We start from the raw sequence: 20,335 nt of genomic DNA, 5'->3' as shown, positions 1-20,335 counted from the left end.
CAGCCCGCCACGTTGCGTCAGGCGTTGGCCGTTTCACGCGATGCCGATTTCGGCACCGGTCCGCGCAGTTCCTGATAGTGATCGAAGCTCAGCTTGACCCAGCCGGTACCGCGCGTGGCACTGGCAAGGGTGCGGTGCAGCTCATCCTCGGCCACGGCGGGAAGCTGGGCGTTGAAGATTTCCCAGCCCGAGGCATTTGGGTTGCCTTCGAAACCCAGAACCTGCCCCTGGAGCGAGCTGATCGTCGGCACCAGGTCGCCCACAAAATCCGACGGCAGGTGGATCTCGGCGTTCAGGATCGGTTGCAGGACAACGGGTTTGCCCTGCGGCAGTGCCTCGCGCACGGCATTCTTGCCCGCAGTGCGGAAGGCATAGTCCGAACTGTCCACGTTGTGGTGCTTGCCATCGCTCAGCGTCACTTTGACATCGACAACGGGAAAGCCTTCGGGGCCTTCAACCAGCGCGTCTTTCGCGCCGTGTTCAACCGACGGAATGTAGTTCTTTGGGACCGCGCCGCCTTTGACAACCTCTTCGAACTGAAAGCCCGATCCGCGCGGCATGGGCGCGACCGTGATCACGACGTCAGCGAACTGACCGGCACCGCCCGATTGCTTGCGGTGTCTGTGACGATGTTCAACCGGTGTCCGGATGGTTTCGCGATAGGCAGTTTCGACCTGATCCGCCTCGATTTCGATCCCGAAGTCTTCTGCCAGCTTGGCGGTGACGCGCCGCATATGCTGAGGGCCCTGCGAGCCCAGAATCGCGTGACCGCTCAGTTCGTCCTGTTCGAGGGTCAGGCCGGGGTCGATTTCGACCAGGCGGCTCAGCGCGTTGGACAGGCGTACGTCGTCCCGTTCATGCGCCGGTGAGACGATCTGCCGATGCGCCGCGGGACGCGAGGTGGCCCAGTCTGGCAGAGGCGTGGCGGAGGAACTGTCGTAAATGTTGCCCGGATTGAGGTGATCGGACTTGACGGCGAGACCGATCTGACCGGCCTCAAGCGCGCCGATCTGGGTCTTGGCGTCCAGCGTGGTCAGGTTGCCGACGGTTTCGCCGCCCAACGCCTCATGCGCGGTGACGCCTTCGCCAAGGCCGCGCAGCACGATGATCTTGCCAATGTGTTTTTTTACGTCGGCGAACCCGGCAATGGCGCGGGCATTGTCTGCGGCCTCATCCCGCCCGGCGGCGATGTCGAACTCGGGCGCTTCGTGGCGCAGGGCTTTCATCAGGCGGGTCAGGCCGTTGCCGTGGCTGGCGGCGCCCAGGCAAGCGGGGATCAGCTGGTGGTTCTGCAGAACCTGTGCGGCCAGTTCAAAAACCTCTTCGTTGGGGGGCTGCTTGTCCTCAATCAGCTGTTCCAGCAGCTTGTCGTCGAAGTCGGACAGGGTTTCTAGCAATTCCGTGCGCGCTTCCTGTTCGCGGTCCTCGACCGATTGAGGCAGTTCGATCAGGGCCGAGGGCTGGCCTTCCTGATATTTCCACGCCCGCTCGGATATCAGATCAACCGCGCCGATGATGGCCTCGCCGTCGCGAATGGGCACCTGCCGTAGCGCGATATGATGGGTGCAATAGGTTTGCAGGGCCGCGATGATATCGCGGATGCGGCCGTTGGGGTTGTCCATCCGGTTGATGAACAGGAAGCAGGGAATCCCGGCTTCTTCGACCAGTCTGAGATAGGGGGCGCACAGCACTGCGGCGTCCGGGTCGGGCGGAACCACCACAACCGCCGCGTCCGAGATTGCCATGGCAGGACCGACATAGGCCAGGGAATCCCCGCCGCCATCCACGTCGATGGCGCACCACGGCTCGTCCAAATAAGAAAAACCGTGCAGATGCACGGTTCCGGATACGTCGAATGTTGTTGGCCGACCATCAAGGCGGCTGATGGCCTCGACCAGGGTGGATTTGCCCGATTGACTGGGGCCGAGGACGGTGAAAACGCGCATGAGTGCTGTCCCTCTTTCAGGTTTAAGAACGACTGCGCGATATCGGCTGCCTTGCGCTGACGCGCAGGGGTCAATTGCCTGAAAACGGATCTGCCTCGGGGTTGGGGCGGCTTGCCGCCCGCGTTCTTAAGTTTGCGGAATACCCCCTGTCTGCGTCAACCCCCCCTCTGTCCGAAGTCAATCAGATGGCCGAACTGTGGCCTGCCTTGCTGAGGTCATAGGCGTCAAAGCTGCGGGCGATCATCCGGGTCAGGGCACGGGCCTCGGGCGGGATGAAAAGACCGTCCCCGGTCACCTGCAGCAACCCGTCGAACGCATCGTTGGCCGTGTTGAACATGCCCTGCAGTTCCCCGACCGAGATGTCGTGGTCACGCAGGATTTCAGCCGAATCGATCCGGAAATCACACATCAGCGCCTCGATCAGGCGGGCGCGCAGGATGTCCTGCCCCTTGAACAGGTGCCCGCGCGAGGTCGAGAACTGGCCGTTCCGGATGGCCTTGGTATGCGCTGACGTCGCTGGCGCGTTCTGGGCGTACCCTTGCGGAAACTTTGAGATCGAGCTGGCACCAACGCCGATCAGAACCTCGGCCTGATCGTCGGTATAGCCTTGAAAGTTCCGTTTGAGCTTTCCGGTCTGCAGTGCACGGGTCAGCCCGTCATCCTGCGTCGCGAAATGGTCGATACCAATCTCGGCGTAATCGTCCCACATGAACAGGCGGCGCGCGGTATCGAACAGGTCAAGCCGCTGTTCCGGCGTCGGCAGCGCGTCCGAGGGGATAAGCTGCTGGCGTTTGGCCATCCAAGGCACATGGGCATAGCCATAGAGCGCCACGCGGTCCGGGCTGAGCGACAGCAGCTTTTGTACGCTTTCGGTCATCCGGGTCTTGGTCTGATGCGGCAGCCCATACAGGATATCGGCGTTCAGGCTGGTGATGCCGCGCGCGCGGATCATGTCGATTGCCTTGCGCGTGGTGTCATAGCTTTGGATGCGGCCGATGGTTTTCTGGATTTCGTCGTCGAAATCCTGCACCCCGATCGAGGCGCGATTCATGCCGGCCTCGGCCAGGGCGTCCAGCCGTGCTTCGTCGATTTCGTTCGGGTCGATCTCGACCGAGAACTCGGCGTCCGGGCCCAGCGGCACGATGTCCAGAATCCGCGCTGCCAGATCGCGCATCAAATCGGCGTTCAGCAGGGTTGGCGTGCCGCCGCCCCAGTGCAGCCGCGACAGGGTGACGCCCTCGGGCAGGCGCGCGGCCAGCAGATCAAGCTCGGCCTTCAGAACGTCAACATAAGCGATGACGGGGTTGTCGGTCTGTGTTCCCTGGGTTCGGCAGGCGCAGAACCAGCACAGTCTGCGGCAAAAGGGGACATGGATGTAAAGGGACACGGCGCTTCCGGGCTGAATGCCCGAAATCCAGTCGCCAAACATGCCTGATCCCACATCGTTGCTGAAGTGGGGCGCTGTCGGGTAGCTTGTGTAACGCGGAACTTTAGCGTCAAATAGTCCAAGCTGTGCTAATTGTGGTTTCACTATCATGGCGATACCGTTAAGGGACGGCCTTCAACAAGACCTTGACTGAGATCAAGTGGAAACGCGAATGAACCTGAATTCCCAATTTGACCACTCGAATTGTGCGGACTGCCCGATCCGGCACCGTGCCGTGTGTGCCCATTGCGAACCCGACGAGCTTGTGGAACTGGAAGAGATCAAGTTCTACCGCAGTTTCGAGGCCGGGCAGACAATCATCTGGTCCGGTGACCAGATGAATTTTGTCGGGTCCGTGGTTTCGGGCATCGCCTCGCTGACGCAGACGATGGAAGATGGCCGGACCCAGATGGTGGGCCTGTTGCTGCCCAGCGACTTTGTGGGCCGTCCGGGACGCGAAACTGCGCCCTATGACGTTCAGGCCACAACTGATCTGGTGATGTGCTGTTTCCGCAAGAAACCGTTCGAAGAATTGATGAGCACAACCCCGCATATCGCGCACCGGCTGCTGCAGATGACGCTGGATGAGCTGGACGCGGCCCGCGAGTGGATGCTTGTCCTTGGGCGCAAAACCGCGCGCGAGAAGATTGCCAGCCTGTTGTCGATCATCGCGCGGCGCGATGCTTCGGTGGCCCAGAAAAGCAACTCCGGTCCAATGGTGTTTGATCTGCCGCTCACGCGTGAGGCGATGGCGGACTATCTGGGGCTTACACTGGAAACGGTCAGCCGTCAGATGTCGGCGCTGAAAAAAGACGGCGTCATTACACTGGACGGAAAACGCCACGTGACCATTCCGGACATGGCGCGCCTCATGGATGAGGCCGGCGATGATGCGGACGGCGGTTTTCTGGTCTGACACCCGATACGCAAAAGGAGATTCGGATGGAGTTCACCAGCCTGCTTGCAATGTTGTTCATCGGCGCAATCGCCGGATGGCTTTCAGGCAAGATCATGGAAGGCCGGGGTTTTGGCCTGTTCGGCAATATCATCATCGGGATCGTCGGCGCGTTTCTTGCGGGCGCGATTTTCCCGGCCTTGGGCTTTTCGGTTGGCGGTGGGCTATTCTCGTCGATCTTTTTCGCAACCATCGGTGCGGTGATCCTGCTGTTCGTGATCGGCCTGATCCGGCGCAACTAGTTTAGAATACTGCCCCAATGAAAGGGGCAGTATCTGCAAGCCGCACGTCCCTTCGGATCAATGGGCCAAAAAGACCGGCACAACGGATTGTTCCAGCATGTTGCGGGTGGCACCGCCCAAAATGGCCTCGCGGAACCGCGAATGGCCATAAGCGCCCATGACGATCAGGTCAGCCTCGGTATCGCCAGCATGGCGGTTGAGGATGTCCGAGACGCGGGTCATGGTTTTGCTCAGCACGTCAATTTCGCATTTCACCCCGTGCCGGGCCAGCATTTGTGACAACAATCCACCCGGGTCCGAGCGGTCTGGTCCGTGGCGCGGCGGATCGATGACGACGATGCGCGCCAGGTCCGCCTGTTTCAGGAAGGGCAGGGCGCGGCGGATGGCCCGCATGGCCTCGACGCTTTCATTCCATCCGATCAGAACGGTTTTTGGTTTCTCGAACGGCGTCACATCATCGGGCACAACCAGAACCGGTGCGTGGCCTTCGAACATGGCGGCTTCAATGATGGGCTCGGCCTCGGCCGCGCGATCCTCGCCATAAGGCTGCGGCAGCACAACCAGATCGGAAAACCGTGCGCGATGGGCCACGTGGCGGCCGATATCGGCAATCTGGGCCACGCCGTTTTCCGCGGACCAGCGGATCCCGGTTTTGCCCAGGTAGTTCTTTGCATACTCCAGAACAGCGTCGGAATCGGCATTGGCGCGGCTGAGCGTCTCCTGAAGGATCAAGGCGTTTGCGCCAGCGTAATAGTAGCCGGTCTGGCTACGATCAACGCCGAGACACAGCGCTTCGACATGCGCGTCCTGCGCGTTTGCCAGAGCTACAAGCTGGGCCAGTGCCGCGTTCGCCTGCTTTGTCTCTGTCATGACTGTTAGAAGGGATTTGTAAGCCATTTTGACCTCACTCGATGTGCGCGGGGGGCAAGCTGCGACCAGTTAACCCACTCAATTGTTTATCACTGCCACGGAAAACAGGCTATTGTCTTGACACAGATCAAAGCAGCTATGGCCCTTGTCAGACAGAACAGCGGCCAGTCAAATGGGTTTCGTGCGGCGTCAAGAATCGCACGGGGCATGCAAAGGGACGCAATATGTCAAATTACATCAAGCTGATCGTGCTTGGTCTGATCGTGATTTTTGCCGCGATCGGGTCCAACTATGCACGGGATTTGGCGTATCAGGTGCACGCGATTCTGGTGATGCTGATCGCCGTTGGATTGTTCATCTGGACGCTTCGAAACACAGATGAGCCAGATATTCTCGTAGACCGCTCGGCCGAGTACATGGATGACGTGATCCGCTATGGCGTGATCGCAACTGCCTTCTGGGGCGTGGTCGGGTTTATTGCAGGAACTTTCATTGCGTTTCAGTTGGCCTTTCCGGCACTGAATTTCGAATGGGCCCAAGGATATCTGAACTTCGGCCGTTTGCGTCCGCTGCACACATCGGCGGTGATTTTTGCCTTTGGTGGCAACGCCTTGATCGCAACCTCGTTCTATGTTGTGCAGCGCACCAGCGCCGCGCGCCTGTGGGGTGGCAATCTGGCGTGGTTCGTCTTCTGGGGCTATCAGCTGTTCATCGTGCTGGCGGCAACCGGCTATGTCCTTGGCGGTACGCAATCCAAGGAATACGCCGAACCCGAGTGGTATGTTGACCTGTGGCTGACAATTGTCTGGGTCGCCTATCTGGCCGTTTATCTGGGCACGATCATCAAGCGGAAAGAGCCCCATATCTACGTGGCCAACTGGTTCTATCTGGCGTTCATCGTCACTGTCGCAATGCTGCACCTGGTGAACAACATGACCATCCCTGTCAGCATCTGGGGTTCGAAATCGGTCATCGTCTGGTCGGGTGTTCAGGACGCCATGATCCAGTGGTGGTATGGCCACAACGCCGTGGGCTTCTTCCTGACTGCGGGCTTCCTGGGCATGATGTACTACTTCATCCCGAAACAGGCCGAGCGCCCCGTGTTCTCGTACAAGCTGTCGATCATCCACTTCTGGGCGCTGATCTTCCTGTATATCTGGGCCGGTCCGCACCACCTGCACTATACGGCGCTGCCTGACTGGGCGTCGACGCTGGGTATGGTGTTCTCGGTGATCCTGTGGATGCCGTCCTGGGGTGGCATGATCAACGGTCTGATGACCCTGTCGGGTGCATGGGACAAGTTGCGTACAGACCCGGTGATCCGCATGATGGTGATCTCGGTCGGTTTCTACGGCATGTCCACCTTTGAAGGCCCGATGATGTCGATCCGCGCCGTGAACAGCCTGTCTCACTATACCGACTGGACCATTGGTCACGTGCACTCGGGTGCGCTGGGTTGGAACGGCATGATCACCTTTGGTGCGCTGTACTTCCTGGTGCCTGTTCTGTGGAAGCGGGAACGCCTGTACTCGCTGCAGATGGTCAGCTGGCACTTCTGGCTCGCGACTATCGGCATCGTGCTCTACGCCGCGTCGATGTGGGTGACCGGTATCATGGAAGGCCTGATGTGGCGTGAAGTGGATGCCAACGGCTTCCTGGTGAACTCGTTCGCCGACACCGTGGCCGCCAAGTTCCCGATGTATGTGGTTCGTGCTCTGGGTGGCGTTCTGTTCGTCGCTGGCGCTGTGATCATGTGCTACAACCTGTGGATGACTGTGCGGAAAGCGCCGGCCAAAGAGGCCAGCCTGACCGTCTCGGTCCCGGCTGAATAAGGAGGGCCGGAGCTATGGCAATTCTCGACAAACACAAGATCCTCGAGACCAACGCGACCCTCCTGCTGATCTTCAGCTTTCTGGTCGTGACCATCGGCGGCATCGTGCAGATCGCGCCCCTGTTCTACCTTGAGAACACCATCGAGAAGGTGGAGGGCATGCGTCCTTACACCCCTCTCGAGATGGCGGGGCGTGAGATCTACATCCGCGAAGGCTGCTATACCTGCCACAGCCAGATGATCCGTCCGATGCGGGACGAGGTCGAACGCTATGGCCACTACTCGCTGGCGGCTGAATCGATGTATGACCATCCCTTCCAGTGGGGGTCGAAGCGCACCGGGCCCGATCTGGCCCGTGTCGGCGGCCGGTATTCGGATCAGTGGCAGGTGGACCACCTGCGTGATCCGCAGTCGGTGGTGCCGGAATCGGTGATGCCGAAATACGGCTTCCTCGAGCATCGCAAGATCGATGGCAAATACATTGGCGACATCATGAAAGCGAACGCGATGGTCGGCACGCCCTACACCGACGAGATGTTGGAAAACGCCGTGGCGGACTTCCGCGCTCAGGCCGATCCGGACAGCGACTATGACGGGCTGCTGGAACGCTATGGCGACAAGGTCAACGTGCGGAACTTCGACGGTCAGCCCGAACTGACCGAAGCCGATGCGCTGGTCGCCTATCTGCAGATGCTGGGAACGCTGGTCGATTTCTCGACCTTCACCCCGGACGCAAGCCGCTAAGGGAGGATCGTGATGGAAGAGTACACCCTTCTCAGGCAGTTCGCGGACAGCTGGATGCTGCTTGTGCTGTTTGTCTTCTTTGTGGGCATCATCATCTGGGTTTTCCGCCCCGGTGCCAGCAAGGAATACAATGACACCGCCAACATCCCCTTCCGGCATCAAGACAAACCCGCCACATCCAAGGAGGCGCGGCAATGAGCAAGACACCTGAAAAACAGCCGGGTGATCCGAACACCACCGGCCACAGCTGGGACGGGATTGAGGAATTCGACAATCCGATGCCGCGCTGGTGGCTGTGGACCTTCTACGCCACCATCGTCTGGGGTGTGATCTACACGATCATGTATCCGGCATGGCCTCTGGTACAGTCGGCAACCGCCGGTGTCATGGGCTGGTCTTCTCGGGCGCTGGTTCAGCAGGAGATGGTTGCGTTCGAAGAAGCCAATGCGCCCTGGAACGCGAAGCTGGTGGAAACGCCGCTGGAAGACATCGCCAAGGATGCCGAGTTGCAGCAATACGCCGTCAATTCGGGTGGCGCTGTGTTCCGCACGTGGTGCGCGCAGTGCCACGGCTCGGGCGCGCAGGGCGCGCCGGGCTTCCCGAACCTGCTGGATGACGCCTGGTTGTGGGGCGGTTCGCTTGAGGATATCGAGTACACTGTGGCCTATGGCATTCGAAACGAAGAAAGCGACGATGCGCGCTATTCCGAGATGCCTGCCTTTGGTGAAATCCTCGAAGCGGAAGAGATCACGCAGGTGGTTCAGTATGTCATGTCCTTGACCAACGCCCAGACCGACGATGCAGCGGCACAGGCTGGCAAGGTCGTGTTCGAGGACAACTGCGCGTCCTGCCATGGCGAGGACGGGACCGGCGACGTCACGCAAGGTGCACCGAACCTGACCGACGCGATCTGGCTGTTCGGCGGCTCGGAAGAGGCGCTGACAGAGACGGTTACCTACAGCCGCTTCGGGGTCATGCCCGCGTGGGAAAACCGCCTGACCGAGGCACAGATCCGCGCCGTGTCGGCTTACGTCCACCAGCTGGGTGGCGGTCAATAAAGATAAGTGAACACCTTCGGGCGGTTCGCCGCCCGAAGGCTTAGGCACCGGCTGTTCCATCTGTTCGCGCGTTTCCTGAACAGCCGGTGCCGACTTTCCCGAGAATAGAACCAGGACCTGCCCGGGTCCAGTTTCCGGTGTGGCCATCTTCGTCGGATGTCACCGATTAACCTGCCGGTTTTCCGCTTTGCGGCCTATCCTTTCTTCGCTGAAACCGACCGAAAATGTGCTAGGTGTGACAAAAGGTGTCTGCCCGATGCGCATTTGACACATGTCAAAGTTGGTCAGCGCATGATCTGGGAAAAGACGCCTGATCAAAGCCAGACGTGGAGCCTGCCCGTGAGCGATTCCGACCCTGCCCCCAGCCTTTATGCAGCACGTGAGCCGATTTTCCCGCGGCGCGTGTCGGGTCCATTCCGTAACCTGAAATGGATCATCATGGCTGTGACCCTGGGGATTTACTACATCACCCCATGGTTCAGATGGGACCGGGGTCCCAGCCTGCCGGATCAGGCCGTGTTGCTGGATCTTGCGAACCGGCGATTCTATTTCTTCTGGATCGAAATCTGGCCGCATGAATTCTATTTTGTCGCCGGTCTGCTGATCATGGCAGGGCTTGGACTGTTCCTGTTCACCTCGGCCCTGGGCCGGGTCTGGTGCGGATATGCCTGCCCGCAGACGGTTTGGACCGACCTGTTCATTCTGGTCGAGCGCTGGATCGAGGGCGACCGGAACGCGCGCTTGCGGCTGCATCGTCAGAGGAAACTGGATTTCCGCAAGGCCCGCCTGCGGGCGACGAAATGGGGGGCGTGGTTTCTGATCGGACTGGCCACCGGCGGGGCCTGGATCTTTTACTTCGCGGATGCACCGACACTGGCGCGGGATCTGGTGACGGGCAACGCGCACCCGATCGCCTACACAACCATGTTGATCCTGACCGGCACGACCTTTCTGTTCGGCGGGTTTGCCCGTGAGCAGATCTGCATTTACGCCTGCCCCTGGCCCCGTATTCAGGCAGCTATGATGGATGAGGACACGCTGGTCGTCGGCTACCGCGAATGGCGGGGCGAGCCGCGCGGCAAGGGCAAGCGGACCGCTGACACCGAACTGGGCGATTGTATCGACTGCATGGCTTGCGTGAATGTCTGCCCGGTTGGTATCGACATCCGCGACGGCCAGCAATTGGAGTGCATCACCTGCGCGCTCTGCATCGATGCCTGTGATGACATGATGGCCAAGATCGGCAAGCCGCGCGGCCTGATCGATTATATGGCGCTGAGCGACGAGGCGCATGAACGCTCGGGGCAGCCGGCCAAGAATGTTTGGAAGCACATTCTGCGCCCGCGCACGATCATGTACACCGCGCTGTGGGCGCTGGTTGGGTTAGGCCTGTTGTTTGCCCTGTTCATCCGTTCCGACATCGACCTGACCGTGGCGCCGGTACGCAATCCGACCTTTGTCACCCTGTCAGACGGCACGATCCGCAATACCTACGACGTGCGTCTGCGCAACAAACATGGCGAGGATCGGTTGTTTAAACTGTCCCTGACCGGAGACCCGGCCATGCGGCTGGAGATTGAAGGAACGATCATAGACACTGTGAATGTCAGCGCGGATACGGCACAATTGAGCCGCGTTTACATAACCGCCCTGAAGGACACCGACCCAGCCAACACCGACGCGACGCCGGTTCGTATCTGGGTCGAGGATCTGATCAGCGGTGAACGCGCGTACAAGGACACCACGTTCAACGGACGAGGGAACTGAGAATGGCAGAACGACAGTTTACCGGAAAGCACGCGCTGGCCGTGTTTGTCGCCGCCTTCGGCGTGATCATCGGTGTTAATCTTGTACTGGCCTACAGTGCGGTCAAAACCTTTCCCGGGCTCGAGGTCAAAAACTCGTATGTCGCCAGCCAGGAGTTCAACGAGCGTCTGCAGGAACAGCAGGCGCTGGGTTGGGACGTGCGGGCCGAGACCAAGGGCGGCTTGCTGATACTGCACATCAACGACGCGCAAGGCGAGCCGGTCAGGGTCGATCAATTGCAGGCCGTTGTGGGGCGGGCGACCCATGTGCGCGAGGATTTCACCCCCGACTTTGTGTTTGACGGAACCGCATATTCCACCCCGGCGACCCTTGGAGAGGGCAACTGGAACATCCGGCTTGTCGCCAAGGATGGCGAAGGGGCGACCTTCTCGCAGCGTATTCCGCTTTACGTCAAAGGCTAGGCTGATGACGGCGCAACCCTCACCCGGAACCATGGCCTGTCCCGGCTGCGTCGCGGCCCCGGCCGAGCCTGCGCGTACGGTTCCCGAGGATGTCCAGATCGCCCTGTCCCTGCCTGGCATTCACTGTTCGGCCTGCATCTCGACGATCGAGCGGGAACTGAACGCGCTTCCGGGCGTCGAGGATGCGCGGGTCAACCTGACCCTGAAACGGGCGATGATTAAGGCCGCGCCTGAGATCCGCGCCGCCGATCTGATCCCGGTGCTGAAACAGGCGGGGTTTGAGGCGCATGAACTGGATACCGGTGCGCTGTCGGCCACGCAGACGGACAAGGCGGGCCGGGATTTGCTGATGCGGCTGGCGGTGGCCGGGTTTGCGTCGATGAACGTGATGCTGCTGTCGGTTTCCGTCTGGTCCGGGGCCACGGACGCGACGCGCGACATGTTCCACTGGATTTCGGCGGCCATTGCGTTGCCTGCCATCGCCTTTTCAGCGCAGCCGTTCTTCGCCAATGCCTGGAGCGCCCTGCGCGTGCGCCGTCTGAACATGGATGTGCCGATCGTGCTGGCCATCCTGCTGGCGTTGATCACCTCGCTTTGGGAAACTGCGCTGAGCGGCAAACATGCCTATTTCGACGCTGCGCTGACGCTGACATTCTTCCTGCTGGCCGGACGGTATCTGGATTATCGCACGCGCGCCGCTGCCCGGTCCGCGGCCGAGGAACTGACGGCGCTTGAAGTGCCGCGCGCCATCCGGCTGGTCGACGGCACAGAAGAGGAGGTGGCCGTCGCGACGCTGGCCGTCGGTGACCTGATCCTCGTTCGGCCCGGTGGCCGTATGCCCGTGGACGGAGAGATCGTTTCGGGCCGGTCGGAACTTGACCGCTCGTTGCTGACCGGGGAAACCCTGCCGGTTTTTGCCGAAGCTGGGCTGACAGTCAGCGCGGGCGAGGTCAATCTGACCGGTCCGCTGACGATCCGGGCGACAGCGGTGGGCGAGGACACCTCGCTGCACCGGATGGCCGATCTGGTGGCCATCGCTGAATCGGGCCGGTCGCGGTATACCTCGCTGGCTGACAAGGCGGCCAAGCTGTATGCGCCCGGGGTGCACGTCCTATCGGCGCTCAGTTTTGTGGGCTGGTACATCTATTCCGGCGATATCCGCACGGCGCTGAACATTGCGGCGGCGGTTCTGATCATCACCTGCCCCTGTGCGCTGGGGCTGGCGGTGCCTGCGGTGACGACGGCGGCATCGGGGCGGCTGTTCCGTAAGGGTATGTTGATCAAACACGCTACAGCGCTGGAGCGTCTGGCCGAGGTGGATACTGTTGTCTTCGACAAGACCGGCACGCTGACATCGGGTGCGCCCGAACTGACCAATCTGGCGGATCATTCCCGTTCCGATCTGGAAGTTGCGCTGGCGCTGGCCGAGGCGTCGGCGCATCCGCTTTCCGTCGCGTTGGCCAAAGCGGCGCGTGACGCGGGTATCAGGCCGGCCTGCCTTGACGCTGTGGTCGAAGTGCCAGGTTTTGGCACCGAAGGCGAACACAAAGGACAGCGCGTTCGGCTGGGCCGGGCGAATTGGGTCGGAGCCGAATCCGGCACTCAGACGTCAGCATGGCTTGCGGTCGGGAGCTGTAAACCCGTGCCGTTCGTGTTCGCGGACGCTCTGCGACCGGGCGCGGCCAGCGCGGTTGAGGCGTTCAGGAAAGCGGGCAAGGATGTGATCCTGATTTCAGGCGATACACGGGCTGCAGTGGAAAAGCTGGCTGGAAATCTGGGTATCGCAAACTGGGTGGCCGAAGCGCTGCCACAGGACAAGGCGCAGCGTGTTCAGGACCTGCGCGACAACGGGAAAAAGGTTCTGATGGTGGGGGATGGCCTGAACGATACCGCCGCCCTTGCGGTGGCGCATGTGTCGATCTCGCCCGCCTCGGCGCTGGATGCGGCGCGGGTTGCCTCGGATATCGTGCTGTTGGGCAACGACCTGTCGCCCATCGCCGATGCCTGCGACACGGCCACAAAAGCGACCAGACGGATTCGTGAAAACTTCCAGATCGCAACCGTGTATAATGTCATCGCGGTACCCCTGGCGGTGGCCGGGCTGGCGACGCCACTGATCGCGGCGCTGGCGATGTCGACCTCGTCCATCACCGTGTCCCTGAACGCCTTGCGGCTGAGGTGATCTGATGGAAGTTCTGGCCTATCTCATTCCGATTTCGCTGCTTTTGGGCGGTGTCGGTCTTGTGGCCTTTGTCTATACCGTGCGGTCGAACCAGTACGACGATCCCGAAGGCGATGCCCGGCGGATTCTGAGCGACGAATGGGACGACAAGCCCAAGCCCTAACCGCCCTTGAAATTGCCGCAATGCCCGGCTATGACGGGCGCATCCGCTAGCAGAGAGACAAAGCCTCATGGCCACCACAAACCCGATCCAGTTCATCCAGCAGGTCCGTGCCGAAGTATCCAAGGTCGTCTGGCCGACCCGGCGCGAGGTGCTGTTGACCACGGTCATGGTGTTCATCATGGCGGCGCTGACGGCCGTGTTCTTTGCGCTGGTGGATCTGGGCATTCGCGGCGGGCTGCAGTTGATTCTGGGCGCGTTTAGCTAAGACGGGACGGGCAGTGCGGAAACGCGGCTGCCCCCTTGCGCCGCGCGCAATGTCAGAGTAGTTCACGCGGAACTATCCGGAATGGGCGTGCGGCGATTCGGGCTGCGCGCCGCTTTTTGTTCCGGGTCTCGCGACAGAATTTCAATGACGGTACATCCGGATGTGCGGATGCGACCTAAGGCAAACAAGGACGGCAGGTTCATGGCGAAACGGTGGTACTCGGTCAGCGTTCTTTCGAATTTCGAAAAGAAGATCGCAGAGCAGATCCGCACGTCGGTGGCCGAGCAGGGCCTTGAGGACGATATCGACGAAGTTCTGGTGCCCACCGAAGAGGTGATCGAAGTGCGCCGGGGCAAGAAGGTTACGACCGAGCGCCGCTTCATGCCAGGCTATGTGCTGGTGCATATGGAAATGTCCGATCAGGGCTACCACCTGGTTAACTCGATCAACCGCGTCACCGGTTTCCTGGGTCCGCAGGGCCGCCCGATGCCGATGCGCGACGCCGAGGTGAACCAGATTCTGAACCGTGTTCAGGAAGGTGAAGAAGCGCCCAAGCTGATGATCACTTTCGAGATCGGCGAAAAGGTTAAGGTCAACGATGGCCCGTTCGAGGATTTTGACGGCATGGTCGAAGGCGTGGACGACGAGAACCAGAAGCTGAAGGTCTCGGTCTCGATCTTTGGCCGGGAAACCCCGGTCGAGCTGGACTTCACGCAGGTGACCAAGCAGAGCTGACAAGCTCGCCAACGCGTTTCGAAGCGCCGCGATGCCCTGGGCAACGTGGCGCTTTTTTGTTGTGCCGGTCCAGTGAAACTGGCCCAGGCAAAAACTGCAGGCTACTTCCCCAGCAAGGAAGGTGCTTTACGGTTATGGTCGGCCGGGGATCAGTTGTTGTTTTTGAAGAACCGTCAGAATGTCGAGAATGGTCGAAGGGCTGACATCCACCGATCCTTCCAAAAAAACACCAAGCCCGCCCTCTCCGATCTCCTTTGGACCGCCATTGTCGTAAGTAGGGTCAAGGGACGCGAGTTCGGGGGGTAATTCCGGGCACAAGGGGGTTTCGTTCAATACAAGGTCAACAGCGGCCAGCATAAGTTCCTTTGCCGACTCGAGCGTGTCATCCTCCAGAAGCTGTTCGCGCTGTTCTTCCGGGGCCGCAAGCGTCAGGTCGATGAGTTTGAAGTAGGCACAATTGTCACGCAGTTCGACGGTCGCTTCGGTGGACATGTTCGCCAGGATTGCCCTTTTCTGTTCACCCCGCTGAAAGTCGCGTTCACTGGTCCGGCTGCATTCGAAAATCGTGATGGTCACGTCGCCATCCAGATCGATCGCATCGTCCAGAGCTTGCAGGCTCAAATCGTCCAGGCGCACTTGCAGGCCACAGTTGTCGATTATGGCATTGTCCGCCAATCGCTCGGGCACCGTTTTCTGGATTTCGCGCAGATCGAGAAGGGCGCCCACCCCGATCCGAGTGGGCGCAACTGCGGTCAGGCTCAGATCAAGCTTGTATGGCAGTTCCGTTTCCCGGACCTGCTGGGTTGCATCGATGACAAAAGTCACTTCTTGTGCGCCGGACGAATGGGCACCCAGCGCTGCGGCCATCAGGGCCGGGAAAACCAACCACCGTCTCATTTGGCAAACTCCAATACGCCGAGGTCCTGCAGCCCACCAAGGACTTTGACGATGGTCTCTGCGCTGACATCAGCCGATCCGGTGATGGCTGCGCCCAGCCCGCCGGGCGCAATCTCGCGCGTGCCTCCGGATTCATAATTCGGGTCGAGAACCGTGAATTCCTCGGGCAAGGGCGGACAGACCGGGTTGGCAGCCAAAAACTCGCCACCCTTTTCAAGGACGGCTTCATTAATGCGGCTGGTCAGGCCGAAGAGGTTGGAGACAGCGCCGATGAACCCGCGCGGGTTCAGATCAATGTCTTCGATACTGAATGTAAGGCACTGGCCTTTTACCTCTGCCTTGGCGACGGCAACCGCGTCCACGGTTCCCCCGAAATAACGAAAGCCCGGTTCCTGGCGCCGGTTGCAGGTTGTAAATCGTGCACGGGCCGAGCCTTCGACCCTGACGGTGTCATCCTTGGCAGTGACATCCCGGATCTCGAGGTGGATTTGGCGTTTGCAGCTTTCTTCAAGCGGACCCGTCAGTATCTGGGGGGCCTTTTCCTGCAAGCCGCGCAAGTCCATGAACGCCCTCAACCGCAAGCGGGTAGGGCTGGCTTCTTCCAGGCCGCTGTAGACCGTGAAAGGCACCGGAATGTCGCGAACGGGGACTTCCTTGGTGAACTTGATCTGAAACCGACCGGCGTAAGTGGCGGGGTCGATCCCTGTTGCGCCGAAGGACGCTGTGCTGTCGGTGTCGTCGGTTTGGGTTGCCGATCCAGACCCTTCGCCCTGATCCTGAGCCCTGCTGCCACAGCCCGGCAGCATGGCAAAAAGAACGCAGATCAGTAATCCCTTGTTCAGCCGAGATGATCCCATCCCTGACCACCTCTTTTGTGTCCAAGTTTCACCAAGATACCCACCTGCGTCTCCGACGCAACTTATGTATTCAATAAAATCATTTTGTTCCGTCAGTTCCCTGGCCTCACCGAAGCCCGACTGGTATACAAATGGGTCACTTGGGAATAGGGTGCCAGCCACTTGCCAACCCCTCCGTTCCGCTGTATGTGCCGCCTCTATCGTCTTCGGGCGAGATTCTCTCGTGGGAGATTGCAGGGATCGCGATCCCGGATCGGACCACGCAACATAATCTGGGTGAGACGCGTTTCACCTAAGTTGAAAGGAAAACCAAATGGCCAAGAAGCTTGCTGGTACAATGAAGCTGCAGGTTCCTGCAGGTCAGGCGAACCCGTCGCCGCCAGTTGGTCCGGCGCTGGGTCAGCGCGGCATCAACATCATGGAATTCTGCAAGGCGTTCAACGCCAAGACCGCAGACATGGAGCCCGGCGCTCCGTGCCCGACCGTGATCACCTACTATCAGGACAAGTCCTTCACCATGGACATCAAGACGCCGCCCGCGTCTTACTACCTGAAAAAAGCGGCTGGCCTTAAGCCGGTTGGCAAGCGTAACCGTCCCCGCGGCGCGGAAAACCCAGGTCGTGAGACCGTGGCAACCGTGACCTCGAAGCAGGTTCGTGAAATCGCCGAAGCCAAAATGAAAGATCTGAACGCCAACGACGTCGAAGGCGCAATGCAGATCATCCTGGGCTCGGCCCGCTCCATGGGCATCGAGGTGAAATAAGATGGCAAAACTCGGTAAACGTACCCGCGCTGCGCGCGAAGCTGTCGCCGGCAAGGAAAACCTGTCGGTCGAAGAAGCCGTTGCCCTGGTCAAAGGCAATGCAACCTCGAAATTCGACGAGACCATCGAAATCGCTCTGAACCTGGGCGTTGACACCCGTCACGCAGACCAGATGGTGCGAGGCGTTGTCGGCCTGCCGAACGGCACCGGCAAAGACATGCGCGTTGCTGTTTTCGCTCGTGGCCCCAAGGCTGACGAAGCGAAAGAAGCAGGCGCAGATATCGTCGGTGCAGAAGACCTGATGGAAACCATTCAGGGCGGCACCATCGAATTCGACCGCTGCATCGCAACCCCGGACATGATGCCGATCGTTGGCCGTCTGGGTAAGGTTCTGGGTCCTCGCAACCTGATGCCGAACCCCAAGGTCGGCACCGTGACCATGGACGTGAAAGCGGCCGTGGAAGCAGCCAAGGGCGGTGAAGTTCAGTTCAAGGCGGAAAAAGGCGGCGTTGTGCACGCCGGTGTTGGCAAAGCTTCGTTCGACGAAGCCAAGCTGGTCGAAAACGTCCGCGCATTTGTCTCGGCTGTTGCCAAAGCCAAGCCGTCGGGCGCCAAAGGCACCTACATGAAGAAAATCGCGCTGAGCTCGACCATGGGCCCGGGCGTGACTGTTGATGTTGCGCAGGCTTCGGGCGAATAAGCCTCAGCCTCTGCAAAAACACGAAATAACCCGGGTGGTGCCAGCCATCCGGGTTCTTTCGTTTTTGGGTCGCTTGAATTCCAGTAAATGCCGGATCAACCTGAACTTCGGGGCAGGTTGAATGCCTGTTTCAGCCGTATCTCCAGCCGGGTGCGCCGGTGGTCTTCGAATTCGCTGCAAACATGGCTTGGCTGGCTAAGAAACAGCAAGTCCTTGAGCAGGCGTCCGCGAATGCAGAAATCCAGAATGTCCATATTGATTGGATGGCGGTACTGGCGGAAGAACATGTCCTTGTTTCGTTTCAGGATGCCGCTGCGATCCACATCTGACGGCTGACTGTCGCGGAATATGTCGGCCTTCAGGAAGTCGACGATGTCGTATACGGCCAGCTTTTCGCGTGCCTCGGTGAAATCCAGCCCGATGGTTTTCCCTTGCCCCATGATCAGGTTGAGACCGTGAAAATCGCCATGCGCGAACACCTGAATATCCGGCGTCCCTTTCAGGCGCGCGGCCTCGGCCAGCATCGTGTTGATCATTCGCTGACTTGTGCCGGCAAGATTGGCGGGCAGGTTTTCCGACAGGTCCCGGATGCTGTCGGTCATCCATTTGGGCCGGAACCCATAGTCTTTTGGCGGGCGAAACTCGTGCAGATCGTTCAGCCATGCTCCGGCGCGGCGATAGACCTGGGCGACCTGATCGTTGTCGGGGCTGTTGTAGATCAGATCGACGGCGGTGGGGCGTTTGATGTATTCGGTGACCATGAAGTCACCTGCGGAGGAGAGGTAGATCGGACGCACAACCTGCGACGTCTTCTTGTCGTCGAAGTATTCGGCAAGCTGACAGAGCAAATTATACTCCTTGCGCAGCCGGTCGGTTATGGGGGCTTGGGTGTCGGCCTTCAGCGCGTACATCGCCCCTTGGGTTTCAAGCTTAAGAACAAGCCGTGTTTCGGGGAAATCATGAGACCGGTAGATACAGGAATGTTCGCGAATGGGGTCGATCGTGCCGCTTCGGGAAAGCTGATCCAGATATTGGTATGTCCGGTCGCGCTCTTGTTGAGAAAGGATCAGCATTTTAAGGACGCGCGCCAGTTCGGATCGGGATCGGGGTCATAGACATTGACAGGACCGCAGCGCGTCCTTGGTGTCAATGAGTGACGGGCGCGATTTATCCGTGTTAGAACCGATGACGCCACAGCCCGCGAAACCCGTTTTTCGTGCAATTTACCTCTTGGAAACCGAGCGTGTCTGCCCTAAGTAGGGCTACGAAGTAAAGCGTGCGATTCGTCGTGCGCTTTATTTTGTTTCGTCCAAGACGGTGGGTGGGGCCATACGGTTCCTTAATTCCCTGCCTGAGACGGGTAAGACCAAAGAATTCTGAGGGTCCCACCCTCGGGCGAGTTTTGGCCAATCCCGTAACAACGGACCTGAACGCCGGGGCGCAAGCCGCGGCAAATATGAGCCGGGATGTCTGACATCCCTAACTTGGAGAGAACTGTGGATAGAGCCCAGAAAGAGAAAGTGGTCGAGGAACTCGGCCAAATCTTCGAAAGCTCTGGCGTCGTAGTGGTTTCGCACTACGCCGGTCTGACAGTTGCCGAGATGCAGGACCTTCGCGCACGTGCTCGTGACGCGGGTGGCTCCGTGCGTGTTGCCAAGAACAGGCTCGCCAAAATCGCCCTTGAGGGTAAGCCGTGTGCAAGCATGGCCGACCTGCTGACAGGGATGACCGTTCTAACCTATTCCGAGGACCCGGTGGCAGCAGCCAAGGTGGCCGAGGACTTCGCCAAGGATAACAAGAATTTTGAAATCCTCGGCGGTGCAATGGGCGAGAACGCTCTGGACCGCAAAGGCGTTGAAGCCGTTTCGAAAATGCCGTCGCGTGAGGAGCTTATTGCTTCGATCGTGGGCTGCATTGGCGCACCTGCTTCGAACATCGCCGGCGCGATTGGCGCACCTGCAAGCAACATCGCAAGCATCCTTTCCACCATCGAAGAGAAGGCGGAAGCTGCGTAAGCGGTTGGCACTGAATGATCTGCGTGGGGCATTTGCCCTGACGTTGGAACACACACTGTAAAACGGAAAGAGCTAATACAATGGCTGATCTGAAAGCACTCGCAGAAAGCATCGTGGGTCTGACCCTGCTGGAAGCACAAGAACTGAAAACCATCCTCAAAGACGAGTACGGCATCGAGCCCGCAGCAGGCGGCGCAGTTGTCATGGCAGCTGGTGGCGACGCCGCCGGTGGCGCAGCTGAGGAAGAAAAAACCGAATTCGACGTCGTTCTGAAGAACGCCGGCGCTTCGAAAATCAACGTGATCAAAGAAGTTCGCGGCATCACCGGTCTGGGCCTGAAAGAAGCCAAGGAACTGGTCGAAGCCGGCGGCAAGATCAAAGAAGGCGTGTCGAAAGACGAAGCCGAAGAAGTCAAAGGCAAGCTGGAAGCAGCTGGCGCAGAGGTCGAACTGGCCTAA

General features: G+C 59.7%; 22 protein-coding genes. 16 read left to right on the top strand and 6 right to left on the bottom strand.

Going from position 1 to position 20,335, the window contains the following annotated elements; genetic code table 11:
• Positions 1-17: 17 nt before the first annotated feature.
• Both ACR0FE_RS05940 and hemN read right to left on the bottom strand, forming a co-directional pair.
• The gene (locus tag ACR0FE_RS05940) at positions 18-1,946 is read right to left on the bottom strand and encodes an elongation factor G (protein ID WP_170613602.1); all 1,929 of its coding nucleotides are present in this window, start codon (positions 1,944-1,946) and stop codon (positions 18-20) included.
• Between the two features lie 181 nt (positions 1,947-2,127).
• Positions 2,128-3,483: an oxygen-independent coproporphyrinogen III oxidase gene (gene hemN / locus ACR0FE_RS05935; protein ID WP_480911667.1), complete on the bottom strand. Its 1,356-nt coding sequence runs from the start codon at positions 3,481-3,483 to the stop codon at positions 2,128-2,130.
• A gap of 61 nt (positions 3,484-3,544) precedes the next feature.
• Here hemN and fnrL point away from each other — a divergent pair, with 61 nt between their 5' ends.
• On the top strand, positions 3,545-4,288 hold the full coding sequence (gene fnrL / locus ACR0FE_RS05930) for a transcriptional regulator FnrL (protein WP_170613598.1): 744 nt from the start codon (positions 3,545-3,547) through the stop codon (positions 4,286-4,288).
• Between the two features lie 26 nt (positions 4,289-4,314).
• On the top strand, positions 4,315-4,569 hold the full coding sequence (locus tag ACR0FE_RS05925) for a GlsB/YeaQ/YmgE family stress response membrane protein (protein ID WP_170613596.1): 255 nt from the start codon (positions 4,315-4,317) through the stop codon (positions 4,567-4,569).
• A 57-nt stretch (positions 4,570-4,626) separates the two neighbouring features.
• On the opposite strand, the gene ACR0FE_RS05920 is transcribed toward ACR0FE_RS05925, so the two are convergent.
• Entirely contained in the window at positions 4,627-5,466 is an 840-nt protein-coding gene (locus ACR0FE_RS05920) for a universal stress protein (RefSeq protein ID WP_480911665.1), read from the bottom strand.
• A gap of 197 nt (positions 5,467-5,663) precedes the next feature.
• Between ACR0FE_RS05920 and ccoN the strand changes: the two genes are divergently transcribed.
• The 10 genes from ccoN (at position 5,664) to nusG (ending at position 14,645) form a co-directional block, all read left to right on the top strand.
• A complete protein-coding gene (gene ccoN, locus ACR0FE_RS05915; RefSeq protein ID WP_170613592.1) occupies positions 5,664-7,271 on the top strand; it encodes a cytochrome-c oxidase, cbb3-type subunit I in 1,608 nt (535 codons plus the stop codon).
• 14 nt (positions 7,272-7,285) lie between these two features.
• On the top strand, positions 7,286-8,014 hold the full coding sequence (gene ccoO / locus ACR0FE_RS05910; protein WP_170613590.1) for a cytochrome-c oxidase, cbb3-type subunit II: 729 nt from the start codon (positions 7,286-7,288) through the stop codon (positions 8,012-8,014).
• Positions 8,015-8,026: 12 nt separating this feature from the next.
• Positions 8,027-8,212 carry a cbb3-type cytochrome c oxidase subunit 3 gene (locus tag ACR0FE_RS05905; protein WP_170613588.1) on the top strand — a complete coding sequence of 62 codons (186 nt, stop codon included), beginning with the start codon at positions 8,027-8,029 and terminating at the stop codon, positions 8,210-8,212.
• Positions 8,209-9,072, top strand: a complete 864-nt coding sequence (gene ccoP / locus ACR0FE_RS05900; RefSeq protein WP_321251211.1) for a cytochrome-c oxidase, cbb3-type subunit III — start codon at positions 8,209-8,211, stop codon at positions 9,070-9,072. The genes ACR0FE_RS05905 and ccoP overlap by 4 nt, the downstream gene beginning before the upstream one ends.
• A 339-nt stretch (positions 9,073-9,411) precedes the next feature.
• Positions 9,412-10,839 (top strand): cytochrome c oxidase accessory protein CcoG, encoded by a 1,428-nt coding sequence (gene ccoG, locus ACR0FE_RS05895; RefSeq protein ID WP_480911662.1) that lies wholly within the window; start codon positions 9,412-9,414, stop codon positions 10,837-10,839.
• A gap of 2 nt (positions 10,840-10,841) precedes the next feature.
• Positions 10,842-11,300, top strand: a complete 459-nt coding sequence (locus tag ACR0FE_RS05890) for a FixH family protein (protein WP_170613583.1) — start codon at positions 10,842-10,844, stop codon at positions 11,298-11,300.
• A 4-nt stretch (positions 11,301-11,304) separates the two neighbouring features.
• A complete protein-coding gene (locus ACR0FE_RS05885; protein ID WP_480911660.1) occupies positions 11,305-13,482 on the top strand; it encodes a heavy metal translocating P-type ATPase in 2,178 nt (725 codons plus the stop codon).
• Between the two features lie 4 nt (positions 13,483-13,486).
• On the top strand, positions 13,487-13,645 hold the full coding sequence (gene ccoS / locus ACR0FE_RS05880) for a cbb3-type cytochrome oxidase assembly protein CcoS (RefSeq protein WP_170613579.1): 159 nt from the start codon (positions 13,487-13,489) through the stop codon (positions 13,643-13,645).
• A 67-nt stretch (positions 13,646-13,712) separates the two neighbouring features.
• Positions 13,713-13,910, top strand: a complete 198-nt coding sequence (gene secE / locus ACR0FE_RS05875; protein WP_050605011.1) for a preprotein translocase subunit SecE — start codon at positions 13,713-13,715, stop codon at positions 13,908-13,910.
• A gap of 201 nt (positions 13,911-14,111) precedes the next feature.
• On the top strand, positions 14,112-14,645 hold the full coding sequence (nusG, locus tag ACR0FE_RS05870) for a transcription termination/antitermination protein NusG (RefSeq protein ID WP_170407498.1): 534 nt from the start codon (positions 14,112-14,114) through the stop codon (positions 14,643-14,645).
• Positions 14,646-14,777: 132 nt separating this feature from the next.
• Here nusG and ACR0FE_RS05865 read toward each other — a convergent pair whose 3' ends face one another.
• Together ACR0FE_RS05865 and ACR0FE_RS05860 are read right to left on the bottom strand one after the other, a co-directional pair.
• Positions 14,778-15,542: a hypothetical protein gene (locus tag ACR0FE_RS05865; protein WP_480490567.1), complete on the bottom strand. Its 765-nt coding sequence runs from the start codon at positions 15,540-15,542 to the stop codon at positions 14,778-14,780.
• Complete coding sequence (locus tag ACR0FE_RS05860) at positions 15,539-16,399, bottom strand: hypothetical protein (RefSeq protein WP_480911658.1); 861 nt, start codon at positions 16,397-16,399, stop codon at positions 15,539-15,541. The genes ACR0FE_RS05865 and ACR0FE_RS05860 overlap by 4 nt, the downstream gene beginning before the upstream one ends.
• A gap of 313 nt (positions 16,400-16,712) precedes the next feature.
• Between ACR0FE_RS05860 and rplK the strand changes: the two genes are divergently transcribed.
• Positions 16,713-17,162, top strand: coding sequence for a 50S ribosomal protein L11 (rplK, locus tag ACR0FE_RS05855; protein ID WP_010440985.1), 450 nt, complete (start codon positions 16,713-16,715; stop codon positions 17,160-17,162).
• Between the two features lies 1 nt (position 17,163).
• A complete protein-coding gene (gene rplA / locus ACR0FE_RS05850; protein ID WP_170613573.1) occupies positions 17,164-17,862 on the top strand; it encodes a 50S ribosomal protein L1 in 699 nt (232 codons plus the stop codon).
• A gap of 95 nt (positions 17,863-17,957) precedes the next feature.
• On the opposite strand, the gene ACR0FE_RS05845 is transcribed toward rplA, so the two are convergent.
• Entirely contained in the window at positions 17,958-18,935 is a 978-nt protein-coding gene (locus ACR0FE_RS05845; protein ID WP_480911655.1) for a phosphotransferase family protein, read from the bottom strand.
• A 423-nt stretch (positions 18,936-19,358) separates the two neighbouring features.
• On the opposite strand from ACR0FE_RS05845, the gene rplJ reads away from it, so the two are divergent.
• Together rplJ and rplL are read left to right on the top strand one after the other, a co-directional pair.
• Positions 19,359-19,877: a 50S ribosomal protein L10 gene (rplJ, locus tag ACR0FE_RS05840; RefSeq protein WP_170613569.1), complete on the top strand. Its 519-nt coding sequence runs from the start codon at positions 19,359-19,361 to the stop codon at positions 19,875-19,877.
• Between the two features lie 80 nt (positions 19,878-19,957).
• Positions 19,958-20,335, top strand: coding sequence for a 50S ribosomal protein L7/L12 (rplL, locus tag ACR0FE_RS05835; protein WP_170613567.1), 378 nt, complete (start codon positions 19,958-19,960; stop codon positions 20,333-20,335).

The sequence above is a fragment of the Ruegeria sp. K7 genome, assembly GCF_056531785.1.
This window is presented reverse-complemented; position numbering and strand designations above follow the sequence as displayed.

Bases quoted from the DNA above. Each gene is read 5' to 3' on its own strand.
- ACR0FE_RS05940 (WP_170613602.1), bottom strand. From the start codon at position 1,946: ATGCGCGTTTTCACCGTCCTCGGCCCCAGTCAATCGGGCAAATCCACC.
- hemN (WP_480911667.1), bottom strand. From the start codon at position 3,483: ATGATAGTGAAACCACAATTAGCACAGCTTGGACTATTTGACGCTAAA.
- fnrL (WP_170613598.1), top strand. From the start codon at position 3,545: ATGAACCTGAATTCCCAATTTGACCACTCGAATTGTGCGGACTGCCCG.
- ACR0FE_RS05925 (WP_170613596.1), top strand. From the start codon at position 4,315: ATGGAGTTCACCAGCCTGCTTGCAATGTTGTTCATCGGCGCAATCGCC.
- ACR0FE_RS05920 (WP_480911665.1), bottom strand. From the start codon at position 5,466: ATGGCTTACAAATCCCTTCTAACAGTCATGACAGAGACAAAGCAGGCG.
- ccoN (WP_170613592.1), top strand. From the start codon at position 5,664: ATGTCAAATTACATCAAGCTGATCGTGCTTGGTCTGATCGTGATTTTT.
- ccoO (WP_170613590.1), top strand. From the start codon at position 7,286: ATGGCAATTCTCGACAAACACAAGATCCTCGAGACCAACGCGACCCTC.
- ACR0FE_RS05905 (WP_170613588.1), top strand. From the start codon at position 8,027: ATGGAAGAGTACACCCTTCTCAGGCAGTTCGCGGACAGCTGGATGCTG.
- ccoP (WP_321251211.1), top strand. From the start codon at position 8,209: ATGAGCAAGACACCTGAAAAACAGCCGGGTGATCCGAACACCACCGGC.
- ACR0FE_RS05890 (WP_170613583.1), top strand. From the start codon at position 10,842: ATGGCAGAACGACAGTTTACCGGAAAGCACGCGCTGGCCGTGTTTGTC.
- ACR0FE_RS05885 (WP_480911660.1), top strand. From the start codon at position 11,305: ATGACGGCGCAACCCTCACCCGGAACCATGGCCTGTCCCGGCTGCGTC.
- ccoS (WP_170613579.1), top strand. From the start codon at position 13,487: ATGGAAGTTCTGGCCTATCTCATTCCGATTTCGCTGCTTTTGGGCGGT.
- secE (WP_050605011.1), top strand. From the start codon at position 13,713: ATGGCCACCACAAACCCGATCCAGTTCATCCAGCAGGTCCGTGCCGAA.
- nusG (WP_170407498.1), top strand. From the start codon at position 14,112: ATGGCGAAACGGTGGTACTCGGTCAGCGTTCTTTCGAATTTCGAAAAG.
- ACR0FE_RS05865 (WP_480490567.1), bottom strand. From the start codon at position 15,542: ATGAGACGGTGGTTGGTTTTCCCGGCCCTGATGGCCGCAGCGCTGGGT.
- ACR0FE_RS05860 (WP_480911658.1), bottom strand. From the start codon at position 16,399: ATGGGATCATCTCGGCTGAACAAGGGATTACTGATCTGCGTTCTTTTT.
- rplK (WP_010440985.1), top strand. From the start codon at position 16,713: ATGGCCAAGAAGCTTGCTGGTACAATGAAGCTGCAGGTTCCTGCAGGT.
- rplA (WP_170613573.1), top strand. From the start codon at position 17,164: ATGGCAAAACTCGGTAAACGTACCCGCGCTGCGCGCGAAGCTGTCGCC.
- ACR0FE_RS05845 (WP_480911655.1), bottom strand. From the start codon at position 18,935: ATGCTGATCCTTTCTCAACAAGAGCGCGACCGGACATACCAATATCTG.
- rplL (WP_170613567.1), top strand. From the start codon at position 19,958: ATGGCTGATCTGAAAGCACTCGCAGAAAGCATCGTGGGTCTGACCCTG.